Consider the following 21,002-nt stretch of genomic DNA (forward strand, 5'->3'; position numbering starts at 1 on the left):
CCCATTATCGAAAGTTGCAGCTATTTCAGATTCCCGCGGCTCTTGCGGTCCAGATTGTGGTCTATCCATTAGGAAGATTGCGATGATGCAACGTTTGCTCCTAGCGGTTCTGGTTCCATTTTTCGGCGGCTTGATGCACTGGCACGCTGCTCAGGCTCAAGCCCAGACGGGCGGCCCAACGCCCTCGCCGCCCGGGGCGGCCGTCTATTTCATCGGCTTGAAGGATGGCGACACGCTGCCAACCAAGACCACTCTACACTTTGGCCTGCACGGCATGGGCGTTGCCCCGGCAGGTTCGGACCGCGCCAACAGTGGTCACCATCATTTGATTGTCGACTCGCCAACGCCCGCGCTGGATGCTGAAATTCCTAATGATTTCCAGCACCTCCATTTCGGGGCTGGACAGACCGAGGCAGAGATTTCGCTGCCCCCCGGTGAGCACACTTTGCAGCTGGTGTTCGCCGACAAGAATCATGTCCCGCATTCGCCGCCGGTGATCTCCGAGCGGATCAAGGTCAAGGTAGCTGACCAAACCGGCCCCGCGGTGGCGCAAGCAATGCCTGCGGCGGGTGGCCGTCATTCCGCGCCGAAGGACGCGAAGGTCTATTTCATCTATCCCAAGAACGGCTCCTATATCTCTCCGAACCCGGTTATCCGCTTCGGTTTGTTGAACATGGGCGTGGCGCCGGCGGGCTTCGACAAGCCCAACACCGGCCATCATCATTTGCTCGTGGATGCCGAGTTGCCTCCACTCGACCAACCAATCCCAAGCGACTTCAACCACCTGCACTTCGGCGCTGGCCAGACCGAAGCGAAGATCACGCTCCCGATCGGCCAGCACAAGTTGCGCCTTCTGTTCGCCGATTATGCCCACGTGCCGCACGATCCAGCGGTGTTCTCCGATGTCATCAACGTCACCGTGACGGAGAACGGCCAGCCGCCGAAAAAGCGCAAGCACCGCCATCGCCCTTGGCGGAGTTACGGATATTGATGCAACGATGAAACCGCGCCGGCTCCTGATCTACGTCCTCTGCCTCATCATCAGCGCGATGTTCGCGGATGCGGCCGTAGCGGAGCGTCGGGTCGCGCTGGTGGTCGGAATCTCCTCCTATACGAACGCACCGCCGCTGCCCAATACCGGCAACGACTCCAAAGCCATTGCAGCGCTGTTCAAATCGATAGGTTTCGACGTCGTCATTGCACGTAACGATCTCGGCGTCGTCGACTTCAAGCGCACTGTGCGCGAGTTCCTGATTACTGCAGAGAATGCCGATGTGGCAGTGGTCTATTACGCCGGCCACGGCATCGAGATCGGCGGCGTGAATTATCTGATACCGATGGATGCCAAGCTGAGCCACGACTACGACGTCGACGACGAGGCTATCGCGCTCGATCGCATCATCTGGGCGCTGCAACCGGTACGCCGCCTGCGTTTGATACTGCTCGACGCATGCCGCGACAACCCGTTTGCGGCCAAGTTGCGGTCCGCAAGCCGCTCGCCGACAAGAGGCGGTCTGGCGAAGCTTGATGAAATCAGCGCCGACACGCTGGTGGCCTTCGCGGCGAAGGCAGGCTCGATTTCCTATGACGGCGACGGCGTGAACAGCCCTTATGCAACCGCGCTGCTCCGGCACCTTGCCGAGCCCGGTGTCGACATTCGGATCGCGCTAGGCCGCGTGCGCGATGAGGTCATCACCATGACCGGTGGACGGCAGGAGCCGTTCATCTATGGTTCTCTCGGCGGCGCCACTATCGCCCTGGTGCCGCAGTTTGTTACAACAAATGTACCGCCGGTACCGCCGCCCGCTCCGCCGGTTTCGGTGCCGGCGTTACCTAAGCCGGTCGTCGTCAATCCAGCGCCGCCAAGCGCGCCGCCGGCGGTGAAGGCGGAACTTCCCAGGCAGCCGCTTCCCGCGCAGCCGCCCTCCGAAACCACGGACCCCTGTGTCCGCGACGAAGCGAGGCTGGCACGTCTGCGCGCCACCCCTGTGCCGAACGAGATCATCAACTTCCAACGCGAGGTCGCTTGCACGCGGCTGCGTCCACAAATACAGCGCCTATTTGAGAGTATCGTCAGCACTGGCGCTCTGCCTTCTGATGGAAATGCGGCGCCCCAAGCGGTTGCGAAGCAACAGGTCCGGAATGAGGATGTCCGGTCCGAAGATACCTGCACCCGCGACATGGCGCGGTTGCAGAGCCTGCGCGCTGAACCCACACTTCAGGCGATCACCAATTTCGAGCGGGAATTGAGTTGCGAACGGCTCCGGTCGCAGCTCCGCCGATTACGCGAGAGCGTCGCTCCTTGATCTCGCCTGGACACTTCACTCTGTGTCGGGACATTTCACGATTGAAGCTCGACACAACAATACCCATCCAAGGGTGACCGGATCCGAACGCTCGCCAGACGCGCTCCAACGAGTGAGCCGAGTGGTTCCACGCGAAGGCACCTGCCAATCCTCAAGTATCAGGCAGCATCCGGTCGAGTGCGTCGCTTTGAGATCAGCTGCGTTCGAAGACTTTGGCACCAGGGTAAATTCGCCGGGCGTACGTGACGACCCGCTCCCGGTCCTGCGTCTCAAGGAAAGGAGTTCGGAGCTGGCATGACCCGACGACGACGTGCCACAGTCCATTAAGTCTTTGTATCACGACGCTCATAGTGTATTCCCTCGAACAGCAGCAAACAACCGATAGACGCGACAATCCTATAAGTCGTGCGTCAGGGCCGTGATCAGGGTCACATGCCGCAACACGCCGCGTGCTTATTCGCTGCCTTGCGGCGCGATAGCTAAGTCCCAGCGAAAGCCGCTCAGCCGTTGATCGCTGGCGAGCGTCCGAATCCGCTAAGCGTGCACGCGTCGATTTGTGCAGCATAAGCGCCGAGAGTGCCGGCCAAGAGCACCGACCTCCCGCCGTCCCAGTGCTAAGTCATGAGCCAATTCACTCCTCGAAGTTCCAGTGACGCGCATCACGGTCATTGTCCTTGGCATCGGCTATCCCGGGCGTGAGTTGGAAAGCACGCTGCTGAGCCAACCGTCACCATCCATTGAACCTCGGAGGTCAAATGACTCGGATTAGGATTTCCCATAGCTGGCGGACCATTCGCGGTGCGCGTATCCGTATCGTCCACCGGCGCAAGGTTGCGGTTGAGTCGGTTGCGAGCGTTCTCCGATCTGCATATCAGGGGATGGCTACGTTCGGCGACGAAAGGCCGACCACAGAGGTGAAGGTGTCGCCGGCATCGTGACGCCATCCTGCTAGCGGGGGCGACGGCAGTTAGGCCGCTTCGGTAGGGCGGCCTCTTTTGTTTCCGTTTGCCGCAGCATTAGGCGGTGCGACGGGCCTTCGTTTGCGAGGACGATTGCTCGCCCATATCTGTCGCCAGTGCTGACCCAACCAGCCGCTTTCGTTGTTGCCTTCGTCGCGACGATCCCCGTCCGACACGAGAGAAGACCAGGTTGAACTTCGTCGATTCTATTTCAAAGATCAGAGGACCGCTCGCGATCGTCAGGTAAACTTGCCACAAGACGCCAACGGCCTCGAGCCTGCGGCTCCGATGTCCAGTGTTCTCCACCGGGTCAGCCGGCTATGACCAGTAATAGACCCCACGCGGGCGGCTGCGCGTCTTTGCCTATTGGCACCCTCCGCATCGGTCGCCTCCGCCACAGGCCTTCCACGGCGTCATAGGCTTTGCGTGTGCAGTAATCTTGAGAACAGAATGTTCAAACACAGGAGGCAGGAATGAGTTTTCCTTTGGTGGGCTGGGATATTATCGGGTGGGATAGCCTCACGCCACAGGGCATTCGGCTAGGCATCGCGACCATCCTTGCGCTCCTGGCGGTGGGCCGCCCCGGACCGTCGGTCCTTGAGCTTTTTGCTGGCCTAATCTGCATCCTGGGTGCCGGCCTCATGGTGGCACAGGCGGTCTCGCTTGGTTGACTCGCAGGTCTGCTCGAGACACCCACCGGGATCACGTTACGAACCTTGTCAGCGAGCGTTGGTGGTTGCGCCTCCACGATCAAGAACATGGGAGCGTCGGTTCCGTACTACAGCATCGCGGAAGACCGAGCTCACAAAATCTTCGTTGACGCAGAGACAGGCGCGGACAACATCGCCGCCGCTTTGAGAGACACTGACTGGCCGGATCGGCCGCGAACGGCAGATCGGGCTCTACCTCTCTCGGCGTAGCGCAAGACCAACCCAAGCCAAGGAGTCTCGTCCCGATCGAGAGGCCTTGGGATCAGCAATGCTGGCGACCAGGGCTGTTGCCAGCGCCGGCCCGACGCCGGGATCGCGTCCAGCCGTTTGCTCGCCGCGCTTGATCGATGCCACTGTGGAGCACCAAATTCCTGGTGACAATTTGGGATTGCTTGCATTGCCGCACGAATCTAAGCGCGCTACAAGTATCTGTCGTGAATGTCGATGGTCGAACGCACACCGATATGGCGATAATTTGCGGCTAACCACTCCTCAGCGCAGGTACGGCCCACGTCGCGCAGATAGGTGAGAAACTCCCAGTCTGCATTAAACTTGGAGGCGACGCCCAGATCTTTCATGAACGATTCCGCCTCTATGGCATGAATCAGCATCGTCTTTATCTCGTCGCGCAGCGCGCCTCTGCTGACGAGCTTGTTGGCGAAGGCAATTGCTCGCATCTCGCGCATCAGCGACGAATTGAAGCTAATTTCGTTCAATCGATTTAGTATATCGCTCGCCGTGCGAGGAATTTCCCCACGCACAATTGGATTGATGTGAATAACAATGACGTCTGTGGATTGGCAGCCATAGATCAACGGGAAGATTGCTGGGTTACCCATGTAACCGCCATCCCAATAGGCTTCGCCATCGATTTCAATAGACTGAAAGAGCTGCGGAAGGCACCCGGAAGCGAGAACGGCCGAGACGGTGAGTTCATGGTTCTCAAAGATCTTCACCTTTCCAGTGCGGACGTTTGTCGCACAAAGGAACAGCTTGACGACATTCTCCCTGCGCAGCCGGTCGAAATCGATGGTCTTCTCGAGCACGTCCCGCAACGGGTTGTAGTTCAACGGGTTAAACTGATAAGGAGACAACAGTCGTGTCATCATGTCGAAGAACATGAAGGCCGGCGATCTCTCGATCGAACGATTTTGCGACAGACGATCGAAAATGGACGGCTGCAGCGGTCCCCAGGCCGCAGCTTCGCTGATGCGGCGCCAATACTCGGCGAGAGCGAGTTTTGCGCCTTCGCGGCCGCCTATCGTCAGGCCGTACGCCATGACCGTGCCGTTCATGGCGCCAGCGCTGGTAGCGCAGATCCCCTCAAACGATATCCGCTCATCTTCGAGCAGGCGATCCAAAACGCCCCAGGTGAAGGCGCCATGCGCACCGCCCCCCTGTAAAGCAAGGTTGACCGTCTTGCTTGCTATACCCATCAGCGCTCACCGACCACGCTGTGCGCCACCGCTGCGGCGCCTAGCAGCGGAATGAACTCGCGGCGTTTCACTGTGCAGTCCCTCCACTTCTTGCGAGTGAGGATATCACACGGCGATACGGCAGGAGACGGCCCGGTGCGAGATTTCGGGTCGGGGGTATGACCGCTGTGGGTCATCAGCGTCGACTGCGCCGCCTTGCCGGCATTTTCCGCGACGACGGGGACCAGCTCATGGACGTCGTCGAAACGTAAATTGTTGCCAAGACGGTCTTGAAGTGATCCGCGCGGTGCGACGTCAATATTTCGGGCGGGGATCAACGCGCGAGGAATGTAAGTCGTCGGGAAGATCCATGCGAACCTCGCGACGATCACGGCCGCGACAATCGCCACGGCTGACACGAGATCATGCTGAACCACCCCATAACCATGCCGCAGGAGAACGTGGACAGCACTCCGGAGACGCCGATCTTCTCCGCTACGAAAAACCAACGAGCGGGGATCTGCGGCCGCGCTGCCGGTTGCGTCTCGGCGGTCCGAGAGCATAGGGCGTTAGAGTTGAATCAGGGGAGGCCCCACCGCCTTGTTCAATTCAGGGCTTCGAGGAGCGCCGCTGTGACACGGTCGACTGGTAACGAGGCATCTACTGTTCTCAACAATTCCTTGGCACCATAGTAGTCGGTCAGAGGCTTGGTTTGATTGGCATAGGCCAGCAGTCGAGCGCCGAGCGCCTCCTCATTGTCGTCTGCTCGCACTGCTTCTCCGTTGGCACGGGCCTGCCTCGCCCGCTCAAGTATTCGGTCCAGCAGTTGGCGCTCGTCGACCTTGAGTTCCAGCACGCAGTTCAACATGTGGCCATTGAGCATTTCGTCGAGGCTCTCCGCTTGGACCACGGTGCGCGGAAAGCCGTCCAGGATGAAACCCCTCTCCGCATCCGGCTGCGCAACGCGTTCGGCGATCACCTCGAGCACCAGTGCATCAGGCACGAGATCGCCCCGCTCCATGATCTGTGCCGCCTCTCGCCCGATCGCGCTTCCTTCAGCTACTGCCGCACGCAGCATATCGCCGGTCGAAAGCTGGGGAATCGCGAGGATCTGCGAAAGCTTGAGCGCCTGCGTCCCCTTTCCGGCGCCGGGAGGTCCCAATAGGACAAGCCTCATTCCAGTACTCCCTCAGCGCGATTTTCGGATCGCGGCGCGCGAGATCGCCGTCTCGATCAATTTGCGAGCTTCGTCCGCATCTCCCCACCCTGCAAGTCGCACCCACTTGCCGGGTTCAAGGTCCTTGTAATGAAGGAAGAAGTGCTCGATCTGCTTCCAGGTGATTTCGGGCAGATCGGTGTACGTCTGCACGTTTTGGTAGCGTTGGGTGAGCCGGGCCGACGGCACCGCGATGATCTTCTCATCGCCCCCGCCGTCATCTTCCATTCTCAATACTCCGACAGGGCGCACGTTGATCACGGCTCCCGGAACGATCGGGCGGGTATTGGCGACGAGCACATCGATCGGGTCACCGTCTTCGGAAAGCGTACGCGGTACGAAGCCATAATTGCCGGGGTAACGGGTCGGCGTGTAGAGGAATCGGTCGACCACAAGCGCGCCAGAACGCTGGTCGAGTTCGTACTTGATCGGCTCTCCCCCGAGAGGCACCTCAACGACAACGTTGATATCATCAGGTGGGTTGTGACCGATGGCAATCGCATCGATGTTCATCTACCGCCCTCTCCTAATCCGACTTCTTGTTCTGCCGGTTCTTCACGAGATCATCGACCACGGCGGGATCGGCGAGCGTCGAGGTGTCCCCTAAGCTGCCCGGTTCGTCCTCGGCGATCTTGCGCAGGATGCGGCGCATGATCTTGCCGGAACGGGTCTTGGGCAGGCCTGGCGCGAACTGGATCTGGTCGGGCGAGGCGATCGGGCCGATCTCCTTGCGGACCCAGGTCACGAGCTCCTTGCGCAGCTCCTCGGTCGGTTCGATGCCGGCCATCAGGGTGACATAGGCGTAGATGCCCTGGCCCTTGATGTCGTGCGGGAAGCCGACCACGGCGGCCTCCGACACCTTCTCATGCGCCACCAGCGCGCTCTCGACCTCCGCCGTGCCCATGCGGTGGCCGGAGACGTTGATGACGTCGTCGACGCGGCCGGTGATCCAGTAATAGCCGTCGGCGTCGCGCCGGCAGCCGTCGCCGGTGAAGTACTTGCCCTTGTAGGTCGAGAAATAGGTCTGCTCGAAACGGGCATGGTCGCCGTAGACGGTGCGCATCTGGCCCGGCCATGAGCGGGTCAGGCAGAGATTGCCCGTGGTCTCACCCTCCAGCACCTTGCCGTCGGCATCGACGATTTCAGGCACCACGCCGAAGAACGGCTGCGTCGCCGAACCCGGCTTGAGCCTGGTCGCGCCCGGCAGCGGCGTGATGAGAATGCCGCCGGTCTCGGTCTGCCACCAGGTATCGACGATCGGGCACCTGTTGTCACCGACGACGCGGTGATACCACTCCCAGGCCTCGGGGTTGATGGGCTCGCCGACCGAGCCGAGCAGGCGGAGCGAGGCACGCGAGGTCTTCTTCACGGGCTCGTCGCCGCCCTGCATCAGCGCGCGGATCGCAGTCGGAGCGGTGTAGAAGATATTGACCTTGTGCTTGTCGATGACGTTCCAGAACCTGGAATTGTCGGGGTAATTCGGCACGCCCTCGAACATCAGCGTGGTCGCGCCGTTGGCCAGCGGTCCATAGAGAATGTAGCTGTGGCCGGTGACCCAGCCGACGTCGGCGGTGCACCAGTAGATGTCGCCATCGTGATAGTCGAACACGTATTGGTGCGTCATCGCGGCGAACACGAGATAGCCGGCCGAGGTGTGCAGCACCCCCTTGGGTTGGCCGGTCGAGCCCGAGGTATAGAGGATGAACAGCGGATCCTCGGCATGCATGTGCTCGACCGGGCATTCCGTCGTCACCATCGCCGCGGCCTCGTGATACCAGAGGTCGCGGGTCGGGTTCATGTCGATCTTGCCGCCGGTGCGCTTGACGACGACGACCCAGTCGACGCCCTCGGACTTTGCGAGGGCCGCGTCGACATTGGCCTTCAGCGGCACCTTCTTGCCGCCGCGCAGGCCTTCGTCAGCGGTGATGACGACCTTGGACTGGCAGTCGTTGATGCGCTGGGCGAGCGAATCCGGCGAGAAGCCCGCGAACACCACCGAGTGGATGGCGCCGATCCGCGCGCAGGCCAGCATCGCGTAGGCCGCTTCCGGGATCATCGGCAGATAGATGGTGACGCGGTCGCCCTTCTTCACATTGCGGGTGCGCAGGATGTTGGCCATCCGGCAGACCTCGTCGTGCAGTTCCTTGTAGGTGATGTGCCTGGACTGCGAGGGATCGTCGCCTTCCCAGATGATCGCGGTCTGGTTGGCGCGCTTGTGCAGATGCCGGTCGATGCAATTGTGAGCGACATTGAGGATGCCATCCTCGAACCACTTGATCGAGATGTTGCCCGGCGCGAAGGAGACGTTCTCGATCTTGGTCGGCGCGTGCATCCAGTCGATGCGCCTGGCCTGCTCGGCCCAGAACGCGTTGGGGTCCGCCACCGAGCGGGCATACATGTCCTTGTATTTGGCCTGATCGACCCAGGCGCGCTTGGCCCATTCCGCGGGGACGTCGTAGATCTTCTCGGACATATCTCCGACCGGGCTATCCATCGTGTCCTCCTCTACACAGTCGTTCCATCACGCCTGAAGAAACTGAGCGACCACATCAATCTGTTCGCGAACCATCAGCGGCGGCACGTGGCCACAATCATCGAACTGAAAAACACTGGCTAATCGGTTGCGCTTTCGCATCTCGACCGCGAGGTCGAATGACAGCAAATCGGAGTGAGCGCCGCGTAACACGAGCACGGGCACCCTGATTGCCTCCCAATAGGTCCAGAGATTGAGCGGCTGAAACCAGGGCAACCGAAAGCCCTTCGCAATCTTGGGATCGCATAACAGCGCGTATCCCTGTCGGACGTCGTCCCAACGGACGCTGTGCATCGTGAGATGGCGCCAATGCTCGTCGAGCAGTTCACCATAAGGTGCCAGCACGGTTCGAAAGTACGCCTCAGCATCTTCAATCGTCGCGAACAGGGCCGGCATCTTGCCGATGTATTGGCCGATTCGCTGAAGCCCCGTCGACGAAACGAACGGGCCGATATCGTTGATGACGAGCTTGCGAACGATGCTGCCGGAGAACCCGGCCATGATCATGCCGATCAACCCGCCGAGCGAAGTTCCGACCCACTCAATCTCGGTGACGCCAAGACGCGCAATCAGCGCGTTCATGTCGGCGCAATATTGCGGAAGCGCATAATGATCGGGATCGCCGATCCAGCCGCTGCGCCCGCGTCCCGGCAGATCCGGGCAGATCACCCGCCTTCCGGCAGCCACCAACTGTTCTGCCAGATGGTCGAAATCCCGCCCCTGCCGTGTGAGTCCATGCACGCAAACGACCGGCCTGTCGTCCTCGAGAGGCCCCCAATCGGTATAGGCCAGTTGGTGAAAGCCGGAGGGCGAGAGGCCGAGTACAACGCCTTCGCGATCCGGCTGCCCGGATTTCGGCGATCCACCCGCCCTATCCCCTATCAGGCCCCGAGCGGCTTCAAACATGTCGTCCTCACGCCCTTGATCGGTAGCTCCATGCCCTGCAACCCGACACGGCCATGGCGTTCTCGCCTACTTCTTGCCGTCGCCCTGCAGGAACGCGCGCACCCTTTCGAAGTCCTCCGTCACCCGCTGCCTCACGACGTTGAATACCTCGGTGTTCGACTTGAGCGTCATTTCAGCAAGCTCGCGTGCGTTCGCAATTGCCGTTTGAGGTTCTCAGCGAAATTCGCAAACTGCTCCTTCATGGCTCTCGCCGCGGCTTCGATATCCTGGCTCATGATCAGCTCCTTCGGTTAGATGCTGGCTTCTTCCTTGCGTAATCCGCGCGCGAAGGCTTGTGCCTCTGCGCGGGTTTCGAAGATGTGCGGGGCGACGTGTCGCTCGGCTAGGCCCTCTCCGAGCTTAAGACGCATGAATGCGCTGGTGGTGTAGCGCGACGCCGAACTGTAGTAGCGCTGCTCCAGATAAGCGATCATCGAGAAATAGGTATCGCTGACAGATGGCTCCAGATGAAAGCCGTCATAGTTGGCGACGAGCGCTACCGGCTTGCCGACGGCACGACAGGCGCGCTCGACCTCGCGGCGAACCAAGTCGACGTCCTCGACCGTCCGGACGTCGAAGCCTTCAAAGTTGACGAACAGAGTATTGCGCTCGGCATCGTAGCCAATCCGGTCAGCCAGACTTCGGCCGAGCAGCATGTGATCCAGCCCCATCGGCCCATCGCGGAAGATGCGTGCATCCATAGGCTTGACGTTGCGGATCAGCGGCTCGAACTCCATGTGCGCGAGGATGTCGCGGCCGACATCGATGCCGGGCGCCACCTCGATCAGTTCCACACCCGCAGGGGTCCGCTGCAGCACGCAACGCTCAGTGACATAGAACACCGGCTGGCCGGTGGCGACCGCATGATCGCCGCTGAACGTGATCTGCTCGACCGCGGAAACGAACTTCTTAGTCGTACCTTCGCGCAGTATGTGCAGTGCGCCGTCCTCAACCGCGACCTTCAATCCGCCGCTGGTGAACGTGCCCGCAAAGACCAGCTTCTTGGAGCTCTGGGAGATATTGATGAAGCCGCCGGCACCCGCCAGCCGTGGACCGAAGCGGCTGACATTGACGTTTCCAGCGCTATCCGCCTGCGCCATGCCGAGGCAGGCGAGATCGAGCCCGCCGCCGTCGTAAAAGTCGAACTGCTGGTTCTGGTGGATCACCGCATCCGGATTGAGCGCGGTGCCGAAATTGAGCCCGCCCTGCGGCATGCCGCCGATGATACCGGGCTCGGCCGTCAGCGTCAGGAACTTCAGCATGTGCTCTTCGGCGGCGACGGCCGCGACGCCCTCGGGCATGCCGATGCCGAGATTGACGACGCCGCCCGGCGGCAACTCAAACGCACAGCGCCGCGCGATGATCTTGCGTTCGTCGAGCTCGAGCGGCTTGACGCGGTCCATCGGTACGCGCTGGCGGCCGGAGAAGGCGTGGCTATAGACCGCGCCATAGGTCTGGACGTGATTGGTGGGATCGGCGACGACGACGCAATCGACCAGGATACCGGGAATCTGCACTTCCCGCGGATTGAGCGAATTGCTGGCCGCGATGCGTTCGACCTGCACGATGACGAAGCCACGTGAATTCTTCGCCGCCATCGCCATCGCCAGATTGTCCAGCGTCAGCGCCTCGCGCTCCATGGTGATGTTGCCGGCGGGATCGGCGGTCGTGCCGCGCAACAGCGCGACGTTGATCGGAAACGATTTGTAACGCAGCCACTCCTCGTCGTTAATCCGCATCAACTCGACAAGATCTTCCGTCGTGCTCTCGTTGAGCTTGCCACCCTGCAAACGGGGATCGACGAAGGTCTTGAGGCCGACCTTGGAGATCACGCCGGGGCCGCGCGCGGCGATATTGCGATAGAGGTGCGCGATGCAGCCGAGCGGCAGATTATAGGCCTCGATGCGGTTGGCGAGCGCGAGCTCGCCGAGCTTGGGCACCAGTGCCCAGTGGCCGCCGACCACGCGCTTCAACAGGCCGTCATGGGCGAGCCGGTTGAGGCCGCGGTCTCCGGCATCGCCGGGCGCGGCCGCGAACATCAGCGTCAGGTCTGCGGGATGTCGGGTTTCGCGATAACGCTTCTCCAGCGCGATCAGGAGTTCGTCGGGCGTGCCGATGCCGACGAAACCGGATGTACAGACCGTATCGCGATCCCTGATGATGGCGACCGCCTCGTCGGCTGAAACGATCTTGTCCTTGTTCATCGCGCTAGTCCCTCGCGGAAAGCCACTCCGAGATCCCCTTGCTCAGCGAGCCCTGCGACTTGCTCGATACGAACAGGCCGACATGGCCGCCGGGCAGCTCGATCTCCGAGTAATCCTTGGTCCCGAGATGCGCGCCGAGCGCTCGCGAGCAGGTCGGCGGAATGATGTGGTCATTGAGGGCGAAGACGTTGAGCACCGGCGCGATGAGCTTCGAGAGATCGACGCGCCGTCCCGACAGCTCGAACTCGCCCTTCACGAGCTTGTTGTCCTGATAGAGATCCTTCAGCCACTGCTTGGCAGCTTCGCCCGGATGAGCGGGCCGGTCGGCAAGCCATTTCTCCATGCGTAGGAAATTCATCAGCTTGGCTTCGTCGTCGATGACGTCGATCAGGTCGATGTTGTACTTGGTCAACGAGCGCATCGGCGTCATCAGGGAGAACACCGAGCTCATGAACTCGCCGGGTAGGCCGCCATAGACGTCGACCAAGCGGTCGATGTCGGCGGGATCGAGACTGCGCGTCCAGACATTCAGGAAGCCGTGATGGGTGTCGGGATCGTCACGATCGGCATGGAAGTCGATCGGCGTGATCGTCAGCACGAGGCCCTTGACCCTGTCCGGATTCAGCGCGGCGTAGCAGGTGGTGAAGACGCCGCCCTCGCAGATGCCGAGCAGCGTGATCTTGTCGTGACCGGTCTCGCGGCAGACGCGCTCGACGGCGGCATGGATGTAGTCGTCGACATAATCGTCGATCGTCAGCCAGCGCTCGCTGCGGTTCGGCTGCCCCCAATCGACCAGCCAGAGATCGAGCCCCTGCCGCAACAGACTGCGGACGAGGGAGCGGTCCTCCTGAAGGTCCGCCATGGTGTAGCGGCCGATCAAACCGTAGGCGAGCAGAACCGGCGTCCTCACCTTCTGCTCGGTCAAGGGCGTGTAGCGAAACAGCTCGACCTTATCGCGGCGCATCACCAGCGTCTTCGGCGTCGCGCCGACATCGACGTCTTCGTCCTTGATGGCGGACAGCAGCTTGCCGGCCTTGAGCAGCTTGTCGCTCATCTCGGCGAATCCGTCGCTTTTCGGTGCCTGCGGGCTCATGCTTTGCCTCCGGCGATCCGTCGCTCCAGCGCGCGGACCTCGCGCCTTAGCTCGGTGATCTGGCGGGTCAGATCGTCGAAATCGCGCTGCGTCGGCATGCCCAGCACGGCGGCGACTGTGTCCGATATCTCCGTTTGCCGGGCCTTGAACTCGGTTGCGGCCTGCAACAATTGCTTCTGCGCGACCAGAAACTCTTCCGAGCGCTGGTTGGCGATCAGCTCCTCATTGGCGAGATCGTTCCAGGCACCGAGCTGCTCGCGCCAATTGGGGCTGTCGCCCGACTGCGGCATCTTCATCTTGTATTGCTGCGCCGTGCGCATCCAGGGCTTTGAGGCGACGAGCTGATACGCGGCAAGCTTGCTTTGCAGTTCGCCCCAGGCCGCCGTCAAGTTCGCCAGCTTCCGATCGAAATCGAGGACATCGGCGAGGCGCGGTCCCTTGGCCATGCGTTCGATCGCCTCGGCGAGGTCGTTGCCGGGGCCGACGCCGAACCCGCTCTCGGCTGCGCGCTTCATGATGAAAGGCAGCATCGAGCCCGACCAGTTCTCGCTGACACCGGCGGCTGCGCTTGCCATGGCGCGCCAGGAGTCCATCCACTGCGCGGCGAGCCGGCCGAACGGATTTGCGGCGGGCCCCTCCTCAACCATGGGAAGCCTGCACATAACGATTGCTGCCGTCACCGAACGCCGCGCTGTAGATCGCGTAGGCATCGTCCAGCGTCAGTTCGCGCGGGTTGTTGACGAGGAGGCGCGTCTGTTTCATCGCGTCCTCGGCAAGCTTCTTCAGATCGTCCCGGCCGATCCCGACCGCAGCGAGCGAGGCCGGCACCCGACAATCGCGGCCGATCGCCGTCATTTCGTCGATGAAAGCCCGCGCCTTCTCAGGCACGCTGCCGCTCAGGCCCGGCTTCACGATTTCGGCAAGCTCGGCGTAAAGCGCCTCCGCCGCGGTCAGGTTGAACTCGAGCACGTGACGCAACACGAGGGCATTCGACAGACCGTGCGGTACGTGGAAGATCGCTCCGATCGGGTAGGCCAGCGCGTGAACGGCGGCGACCGGCGCATTGGCAAAGGCCATGCCGGCGAGCATCGAGCCGAGCAGCATCTCCGAACGGGCTTCGAGATCCTTCCCATTCTCGCAAACACGCCGCACATTGGCCGACAGCAATGCCAACGCCTGGCGGGCGAGCTGGTCGGACATCGGGTTCTTCTTGACCTTGCTGGTGTAGGCCTCGATCGCGTGCACCATGGCATCGATACCGGTCGCCGCAGTCACTGGCGCCGGCAGACCGAGCGTCAGCTCGGGATCGAGGATTGCCCAATCCGGGATCAGGACCGGCGAGACGACCCCTTTCTTCTCCGTGGTTGGCGTCGTGACGATCGCGATCGGGGTCACCTCGGAGCCGGTCCCGGCCGTCGTCGGCACCAGCAGCAGCGGCAGGCGTTTTCCTTTCGCGAGACCCACGCCGTAGATGTCGTCCAGACGGTCCGGCGTCTTGGCGAGATAGGCGACGAGCTTTGCGGTGTCGAGAGCACTGCCGCCGCCGATCGAGAGCACGAGCTCGATCCGGCCGGCCCGACACGCGTCCGCAGCCGCTTCCACGATATGGGATGGCGGGTCGGCGACCACCTCATCGAATATGCTGAGCTCGATGCCGGCTGCTCCCAACGAGGCCTCCGCATCCCCGGTCAACCCCGCGCCCCGCACGCCCTTGTCGGTCACCAGCATCACGCGCCGGGCGCCGTAGCTCGCCACGAGTTCATTGATCTTCCGCGAAGCGCCGGGCTCGAACATGATGCTCGACGGCGCCTGGAAGGTGAATTTCCCGATCATGTTCGTGCTCCTTCTTGTCTCGCGCGCGTACGGGGTATTCGTTCGTAGCAGCTACGCGGAGCGCAACGTCCACGCATCAGCGCCCCGCCGCATCAGCTCGGTTCGCTACCAAGCTTGCGATTGCGCAGCTCGTCGACGAGGACCTTCGTGTTCTCCGAATAGTCGATCGCGACATCGACGAGATGCACGCCGCCGCCCTTGAACGCGGCCTCAAGCGTCGGCAACAACGCATCGACGGAGGTGACGCGCGAGCCCTTCGCGCCATAGGACTCCGCGTAGCGTACGAAGTCCGGATTACCGAAGGTGAGACCGAAGTCGGGGAAGGCATCCACGGCCTGCTTCCAGCGGATCATGCCGTAAGCGCCATCATTGAGGATCAGCACCACGAGATTCAGCTTGAGCCGGACGGCCGTCTCCAGCTCCTGGCTGTTCATCATGAAGCCGCCGTCGCCGCAGATCGCCATGACGCGGCGGTCCGGATAGAGCATCGCCGCCATCATCGCCGATGGCAGGCCGGCGCCCATCGTGGCGAGGGCGTTGTCAAGCAGCAATGTGTTGGCGACATAGGTCCGGTAATTGCGAGCGAACCAGATCTTGTACATGCCGTTGTCGAGCGCAACGATGCCGTTCTCCGGAATCACTTTTCGGACATCATGCACCAGTCGCTGCGGCGTCACCGGCCAGCGGCTTTCGGTGTCGCGATCGGCGATGCGGCCGAGAATGCCGTCGCGCAGCGGCAGCAGCGCCCTGGCGTTGTGGAGCTTGCCCTCGAGCCGATCCGCCAGCAGCTCGAGGCTGGGGCCGACGTCGCCGACCACCTCGGCATGCGGGAAGTAAACCTGCTCGACGGTCGCAGGCGTGTAGCTGACGTGGATGACTTGCGGCCCCTTGGGACCCATGATGAAGGGCGGCTTCTCGACCGTGTCGTGGCCGATGGCGATGATCAGATCGGCCTGGTCGATCGCCTCGTGCACATAGTCGCGCTCCGACAGTGCCGCGGTGCCCATATAGAGGTTGGTGCCGCCGGGAACGGTGCCCTTGCCCATTTGTGTCGTGAAGAACGGAATGCCCGTGCGCCGCACGAAGCCGGCAATGCCGAAGGTCGAGCGCGGACGGCTCGCGGCCGCCGCGAGCATGATCAGTGGACGCTTCGCCGCCAGGATCATCTCAGCGGCCCGGTCGAGCGCCGCACGATGTGCGACGGGGATCTCGATCGGATGAATCGGCACCATCGGCACCGGCTCGACCTCGTCGCCGGCGATGTCTTCGGGCAGCTCCAGCAGGACCGGACCCGGCCGCTCCTCCATCGCGACGCGGAAGGCGTCACGCACCAGCGTTGGGATGCTGGACGCGCTGACGATCTGCCGCGAGAGCTTGGTGAGCGGTTTCATTGAGGCAATGACGTCCACGATCTGGAAGCGCGCCTGGCGGCTGCTCATGATCGCCTTCTGTCCCGTGAGCAGCACCATCGGCATCGCGCCGAGATGGGCGTAGGCCGCCCCGGTCGAGAAGTTTAGCGCGCCCGGCCCAAGCGTGGAGATGCAGACGCCGGGCCGGCCCGTGAGCCGTCCATGCGTCGCCGCCATGAACGCGGCGGCCTGCTCGTGGCGCGTCAGCACCAGCTCGATCTTCGAGTTGCGCAGCGACTCGACGACGTCGAGATTTTCCTCGCCGGGAACACCGAAGACCCGGTCGACGCCCTCATGCTCCAATGCCGCGACCAACAGGTCAGAGCCCTTCACCATGTCTTTCTCCTGTATGTCTGTCGGCGTCAGGCCAGCCGCTTGATCACGGCGCCGGCGAAGTCCGAAGTCGACACTTTGCCGCCAAGATCCGCCGTCCGCACATTGTCGACCTGCAAGGTCTGCTCGATTGCGCTTCGCAGCTTGGTCGCGAGATCGTCCCGGTCGACATGCTTGAGCATGAGGCCGGCGGCGAGCAACAGCGCGAGCGGATTGGCGATGCCCTTGCCGGCGATATCAGGTGCCGACCCGTGCACCGCCTCGAAGATCGCGGCCTTCTCCCCGATGTTGGCGCCAGGCGCCATGCCGAGACCACCGACCAGGCCGGACATCTGGTCGGACAGGATGTCGCCGAACAGATTGGTGGTGACGATGACGTCGAACTGCCACGGGTTCATTACCAGCTGCATGGCACAGGCATCGACGATGCGATCGTCCATCGCGATCCGCCCTTCGTATTCCTTGGCGATTTCGCGGCCGGCCTGGAGAAACAAGCCGGTCAGGGCCTTCAGCACATTGGCCTTGTGAACGACCGTCACCTTCTTGCGGCCGTGTGCGACGGCATATTCAAACGCGAAGCGGACGATACGGCGTGCTTCCGCATGGGTGTTGACGCCCGAAGAGATCGCGACCGCGTGCGGATCGTCGCCCACCTGGATGAAGTGCTCGAATGCGACGTAGAGACCCTCGATGTTTTCGCGGATCAGGACGAGGTCGATGTCCTCGTAGCGCCCGCCGGGCACCATGGTCTTGACCGGGCGCAAATTGGCATAGAGGCCGAACTCTTCGCGCAGGCGCACGTTGACCGAGCGGAATCCACCACCGACCGGCGTCGTCAGCGGACCTTTCAGCGCGAGCTTGGTGCGGCGGATGCTGTCGATCAGCGCGCCGGGCAAGGGGTCGCCCGCGCTCTGGATTCCGGCCATGCCGCCCTGCTGAAGGTCCCACTCGAAAGGCGCGCCGAGCGTATCCAGAATGCGGGTCACCGCAGCCGTGATCTCGGGACCGATGCCGTCGCCAGGTATCAAGGTTGCCGGAATTTTTCCTGACATGTTCGTTTCCCCGTGTTGATCGTGTCCTTGGGATCACGCTGCAAGCTGGCGCAGCACGTAAGGCAGGATGCCACCGTGTTTGTAGTAGTTGAGCTCGTCGAGCGTATCGATGCGGCAGGTCAGCGGGACCTGCTTCACGGTTCCGTCTGCCATCGTGATGTCGATGGTGACGCGCTGACCTGGCGTGATGTCGGCAATGCCCTTGATCCAAACCTGCTCGGCGCCGGTAAGGCCGAGGCTCTTCCAGGAGGTACCCTCGTCAAAGACGAAAGGCAGGATTCCCATGCCGACCAGATTGGAGCGGTGAATGCGCTCGAAGCTCTGCGCGACGACGGCGCGGACGCCAAGCAGCTTGGTGCCCTTGGCGGCCCAGTCGCGCGAAGAGCCGTTGCCGTATTCGACGCCGGCGAACACGACCAAAGGCACATTGTCGTGCTGGTAGCGCATCGCGGCGTCGAAGATCGACATCCGGTCGCCGGAGGGCTGATGTACCGCCCAGCCGCCTTCCGGGGTGACGCCACCCTCGCCCTTCACGGCGAAATTCTTGATGCGGATGTTGGCGAAGGTACCGCGGACCATCACGTCATGATTGCCACGCCGCGTGCCGTACTGGTTGAAATCCTCTTGCCGGACCTGCATGCCGCGCAGAAATTCTCCGGCCGGCGACGACGCCTTGATCGAGCCCGCAGGCGAGATGTGATCGGTCGTGATCTTGTCGCCGAACAGCCCGAGAATGCGTGCGCCAGCAATATCTCGGGTCGGCGGCGGCTTCATCGTAATGCCCTCGAAATAGGGCGGGTTCTGAACGTAGGTGGAGGACATGTTCCAGCGATAGGTCAGCGCTGTCGTGACCTCGACCGCCTTCCAGTTCGCATCGCCCTCGAAGACCTCTGCATATTTGCTCTCGAACAGACGGCGCGTAATGTTGTCCCGGATGAACTGCTGAATCTCGCCATTCGAAGGCCAGATGTCCTTCAGGAAAACGGGAGCGCCATCCGACTCGATACCCAGCGGCTCGTTGACCAGGTCGACCTGAAGCGAACCGGCCAGAGCATAGGCAACAACGAGGGGCGGCGAGGCCAGATAGTTGGCCTGCACGTCGGGCGAGACGCGGCCTTCGAAATTGCGGTTGCCGGACAAGACGGCCGCGCCGATTACGCCATTGTCGTTGATCGACTTCGAGATGTCCTTCGGCAGCGGACCGGAGTTGCCGATGCAGGTCGTACATCCGAAGCCAACCAGATAAAACCCGAGTGCGTCGAGGTCCTTCTGCAGACCCGATCTTTCGAGATACTCCGCCACGACCTGCGAGCCGGGGGCGAGCGAGGTTTTGACCCAGGGCTTGACCGTGAGCCCCTTGCGTACCGCATTGCGCGCCAACAGGCCTGCGCCGATCAGCACCGAGGGGTTCGAGGTGTTGGTGCAGGAGGTGATCGCGGCAATCACGACATGGCCGTGGCCGAGCTTGAACTCCTTACCCTCGACCGCGAATTGCTTTGCGGCCTGGTCTTGCTTGCCATATTCGCTTTCGAGCGCGGTCAGGAAGTTGCTCTTGGCAACAGAAAGGCCGAGACGCCCCTCGGGCCGCTTCGGTCCGGCGAGCGACGGAACGACCTCATCGAGATTGAGCTCCAGCGTATCGGTGAAGACCGGGTCCGCCATATCAGGTGTCCGGAACAGGCCCTGCGCCTTCGTATAGGCCTCAACCAGCGCAATGCGATCGCTGGCGCGACCCGAGAGATTGAGATAGTTCAACGTCTCCTGGTCGACCGGGAAGAAGCCGCAGGTCGCGCCGTATTCTGGCGCCATGTTGGAGATGGTCGCGCGGTCCGCAAGCGTCAGGTGGTCAAGACCCGAGCCGTAGAACTCGACGAACTTGCCGATGACGCCCTTCTTGCGCAGCATCTGGGTGACGGTGAGCACGAGGTCGGTCGCCAGCACGCCCTCGCGCAGCTTGCCGATGAGCTTGAAACCGATCACTTCCGGCACCAGCATGGACAGAGGCTGCCCGAGCATTGCTGCCTCCGCCTCGATCCCACCGACGCCCCAGCCAAGCACCGCAAGACCATTCGCCATGGTGGTATGGCTGTCGGTGCCGACCAGCGTATCGGGATACGCAAAGGTTTTGCCGTTGCGCTCGCTCGTCCAGACCGTTTGCGCCAGATATTCGAGGTTGACCTGATGGCAAATGCCGGTGCCAGGCGGCACTACGCGGAAATTGGCGAACGCGCCCTGACCCCATTTCAGGAAGTTGTAGCGCTCGCCATTCTGCTCGTATTCTCTGGCAACATTGTCGTGCAGGGCCTGCGGGTTGCCGAAATGATCGACCACGACGGAATGATCGATCACCAGATCGACCGGAACCAGCGGATTGATTTTCGCCGGATCGCCGCCGAGCTTCTGCATACCGTCCCGCATGGCCGCGAGATCGACCAGGGCCGGCACACCGGTGAAGTCCTGCATCAGAACACGGGCCGGACGAAAGCCGATCTCCGCTGCCGCTGATCCGCGGTCGTCGGTCCACTTCGCCAGAGCTTCGATGTTGGCGCTCGTCACGGACTGGCCATCCTCGAAACGCAGCAGGTTCTCCAACAGGATCTTCAGAGAAAAAGGCAGCCGCGAAATGCCCGCGAGACCGTTTTTCTCGGCTTCGGGCAACGAAAAATAGGCATACCTCCGTCCATGGACGTCGAGGGTACGCTGACATCTAAAGCTGTCCAATGCCGTCATGATCACCTCCCATCATCCGCACGCCGCCCGGCCCAAGAAGCCGGAGCTCTACCTACGGAGGGAGGGGGGTCTGCGAATGCGCTTACCGTTCTGAGCCGGTAAAGGCATGACTTCCTCCCACTTTTTTAAAGCGTGATGGCTGCGCTGTCCGCTGAGGGGCCAGCATCAACCCTGCACTGTTAGGGAGCAGGATAGAGGCGGTTACCTGTCAACAACCTGTCGCGGCTGCCAAGGCAGAGAGATTGGGTCTGGCCATTCGCAACG

At 62.0% G+C, this 21,002-nt stretch carries 17 protein-coding genes; 3 read left to right on the forward strand and 14 right to left on the reverse strand.

The genetic code is table 11. From position 1 onward, the window contains the following. The first annotated feature begins 82 nt into the window (after positions 1–82). From ACVIIW_RS35435 to ACVIIW_RS35445, 3 genes are all read left to right on the forward strand, one after another. Positions 83–991 (forward strand): DUF4399 domain-containing protein, encoded by a 909-nt coding sequence (locus ACVIIW_RS35435; RefSeq protein ID WP_456704945.1) that lies wholly within the window; start codon positions 83–85, stop codon positions 989–991. A 7-nt stretch (positions 992–998) separates the two neighbouring features. After that, the gene (locus ACVIIW_RS35440; protein ID WP_456704946.1) at positions 999–2,306 is read left to right on the forward strand and encodes a caspase family protein; all 1,308 of its coding nucleotides are present in this window, start codon (positions 999–1,001) and stop codon (positions 2,304–2,306) included. Between the two features lie 1,432 nt (positions 2,307–3,738). Beyond that, positions 3,739–3,936 (forward strand): hypothetical protein, encoded by a 198-nt coding sequence (locus ACVIIW_RS35445; RefSeq protein ID WP_456704947.1) that lies wholly within the window; start codon positions 3,739–3,741, stop codon positions 3,934–3,936. Positions 3,937–4,167: 231 nt separating this feature from the next. Here ACVIIW_RS35445 and ACVIIW_RS35450 read toward each other — a convergent pair whose 3' ends face one another. The 14 genes from ACVIIW_RS35450 to acnA form a co-directional block, all read right to left on the reverse strand. Beyond that, positions 4,168–4,464: a transposase gene (locus tag ACVIIW_RS35450; RefSeq protein ID WP_456704948.1), complete on the reverse strand. Its 297-nt coding sequence runs from the start codon at positions 4,462–4,464 to the stop codon at positions 4,168–4,170. Then, positions 4,395–5,411, reverse strand: coding sequence for a patatin-like phospholipase family protein (locus tag ACVIIW_RS35455; RefSeq protein WP_456704949.1), 1,017 nt, complete (start codon positions 5,409–5,411; stop codon positions 4,395–4,397). The genes ACVIIW_RS35450 and ACVIIW_RS35455 overlap by 70 nt, the downstream gene beginning before the upstream one ends. Next, complete coding sequence (locus ACVIIW_RS35460) at positions 5,411–5,800, reverse strand: hypothetical protein (RefSeq protein WP_456704950.1); 390 nt, start codon at positions 5,798–5,800, stop codon at positions 5,411–5,413. The genes ACVIIW_RS35455 and ACVIIW_RS35460 overlap by 1 nt, the downstream gene beginning before the upstream one ends. A gap of 194 nt (positions 5,801–5,994) precedes the next feature. Beyond that, a complete protein-coding gene (locus ACVIIW_RS35465; RefSeq protein WP_456704951.1) occupies positions 5,995–6,567 on the reverse strand; it encodes an adenylate kinase in 573 nt (190 codons plus the stop codon). Between the two features lie 12 nt (positions 6,568–6,579). Further along, positions 6,580–7,119 (reverse strand): inorganic diphosphatase, encoded by a 540-nt coding sequence (ppa, locus tag ACVIIW_RS35470; protein ID WP_456704952.1) that lies wholly within the window; start codon positions 7,117–7,119, stop codon positions 6,580–6,582. 13 nt (positions 7,120–7,132) lie between these two features. After that, positions 7,133–9,079: an acetate--CoA ligase gene (gene acs, locus ACVIIW_RS35475; protein ID WP_456705349.1), complete on the reverse strand. Its 1,947-nt coding sequence runs from the start codon at positions 9,077–9,079 to the stop codon at positions 7,133–7,135. Between the two features lie 48 nt (positions 9,080–9,127). Then, positions 9,128–10,045, reverse strand: a complete 918-nt coding sequence (locus ACVIIW_RS35480; RefSeq protein ID WP_456704953.1) for an alpha/beta fold hydrolase — start codon at positions 10,043–10,045, stop codon at positions 9,128–9,130. 290 nt (positions 10,046–10,335) lie between these two features. Further along, the gene (locus ACVIIW_RS35485; protein ID WP_456704954.1) at positions 10,336–12,288 is read right to left on the reverse strand and encodes an acyl CoA:acetate/3-ketoacid CoA transferase; all 1,953 of its coding nucleotides are present in this window, start codon (positions 12,286–12,288) and stop codon (positions 10,336–10,338) included. A 4-nt stretch (positions 12,289–12,292) separates the two neighbouring features. Further along, a complete protein-coding gene (phaC, locus tag ACVIIW_RS35490) occupies positions 12,293–13,381 on the reverse strand; it encodes a class III poly(R)-hydroxyalkanoic acid synthase subunit PhaC (RefSeq protein ID WP_456704955.1) in 1,089 nt (362 codons plus the stop codon). After that, a complete protein-coding gene (locus ACVIIW_RS35495; protein ID WP_456704956.1) occupies positions 13,378–14,028 on the reverse strand; it encodes a poly(R)-hydroxyalkanoic acid synthase subunit PhaE in 651 nt (216 codons plus the stop codon). The genes phaC and ACVIIW_RS35495 overlap by 4 nt, the downstream gene beginning before the upstream one ends. Next, positions 14,021–15,211, reverse strand: coding sequence for an iron-containing alcohol dehydrogenase (locus ACVIIW_RS35500; protein ID WP_456705350.1), 1,191 nt, complete (start codon positions 15,209–15,211; stop codon positions 14,021–14,023). Before ACVIIW_RS35500 ends, ACVIIW_RS35495 begins: the two co-directional genes overlap by 8 nt. 95 nt (positions 15,212–15,306) lie before the next feature. After that, entirely contained in the window at positions 15,307–16,959 is a 1,653-nt protein-coding gene (locus ACVIIW_RS35505) for an acetolactate synthase large subunit (protein WP_456704957.1), read from the reverse strand. A gap of 26 nt (positions 16,960–16,985) precedes the next feature. Further along, the gene (locus ACVIIW_RS35510; protein ID WP_456704958.1) at positions 16,986–18,008 is read right to left on the reverse strand and encodes an isocitrate/isopropylmalate dehydrogenase family protein; all 1,023 of its coding nucleotides are present in this window, start codon (positions 18,006–18,008) and stop codon (positions 16,986–16,988) included. Positions 18,009–18,041: 33 nt separating this feature from the next. Further along, positions 18,042–20,738, reverse strand: a complete 2,697-nt coding sequence (gene acnA, locus ACVIIW_RS35515; protein ID WP_456704959.1) for an aconitate hydratase AcnA — start codon at positions 20,736–20,738, stop codon at positions 18,042–18,044. Between the last annotated feature and the right edge of the window lie 264 nt (positions 20,739–21,002).

The organism is Bradyrhizobium sp. USDA 4449 (genome assembly GCF_054056275.1).

Excerpts from the sequence above, each read along its gene's own strand:
- ACVIIW_RS35435 (WP_456704945.1), top strand. The coding sequence starts at position 83 with ATGATGCAACGTTTGCTCCTAGCGGTTCTGGTTCCATTTTTCGGCGGC.
- ACVIIW_RS35440 (WP_456704946.1), top strand. The coding sequence starts at position 999 with ATGAAACCGCGCCGGCTCCTGATCTACGTCCTCTGCCTCATCATCAGC.
- ACVIIW_RS35445 (WP_456704947.1), top strand. The coding sequence starts at position 3,739 with ATGAGTTTTCCTTTGGTGGGCTGGGATATTATCGGGTGGGATAGCCTC.
- ACVIIW_RS35455 (WP_456704949.1), bottom strand. The coding sequence starts at position 5,411 with ATGGGTATAGCAAGCAAGACGGTCAACCTTGCTTTACAGGGGGGCGGT.
- ACVIIW_RS35465 (WP_456704951.1), bottom strand. The coding sequence starts at position 6,567 with ATGAGGCTTGTCCTATTGGGACCTCCCGGCGCCGGAAAGGGGACGCAG.
- ppa (WP_456704952.1), bottom strand. The coding sequence starts at position 7,119 with ATGAACATCGATGCGATTGCCATCGGTCACAACCCACCTGATGATATC.
- acs (WP_456705349.1), bottom strand. The coding sequence starts at position 9,079 with ATGTCCGAGAAGATCTACGACGTCCCCGCGGAATGGGCCAAGCGCGCC.
- ACVIIW_RS35480 (WP_456704953.1), bottom strand. The coding sequence starts at position 10,045 with ATGTTTGAAGCCGCTCGGGGCCTGATAGGGGATAGGGCGGGTGGATCG.
- ACVIIW_RS35485 (WP_456704954.1), bottom strand. The coding sequence starts at position 12,288 with ATGAACAAGGACAAGATCGTTTCAGCCGACGAGGCGGTCGCCATCATC.
- phaC (WP_456704955.1), bottom strand. The coding sequence starts at position 13,381 with ATGAGCCCGCAGGCACCGAAAAGCGACGGATTCGCCGAGATGAGCGAC.
- ACVIIW_RS35495 (WP_456704956.1), bottom strand. The coding sequence starts at position 14,028 with ATGGTTGAGGAGGGGCCCGCCGCAAATCCGTTCGGCCGGCTCGCCGCG.
- ACVIIW_RS35505 (WP_456704957.1), bottom strand. The coding sequence starts at position 16,959 with ATGGTGAAGGGCTCTGACCTGTTGGTCGCGGCATTGGAGCATGAGGGC.
- ACVIIW_RS35510 (WP_456704958.1), bottom strand. The coding sequence starts at position 18,008 with ATGTCAGGAAAAATTCCGGCAACCTTGATACCTGGCGACGGCATCGGT.
- acnA (WP_456704959.1), bottom strand. The coding sequence starts at position 20,738 with ATGACGGCATTGGACAGCTTTAGATGTCAGCGTACCCTCGACGTCCAT.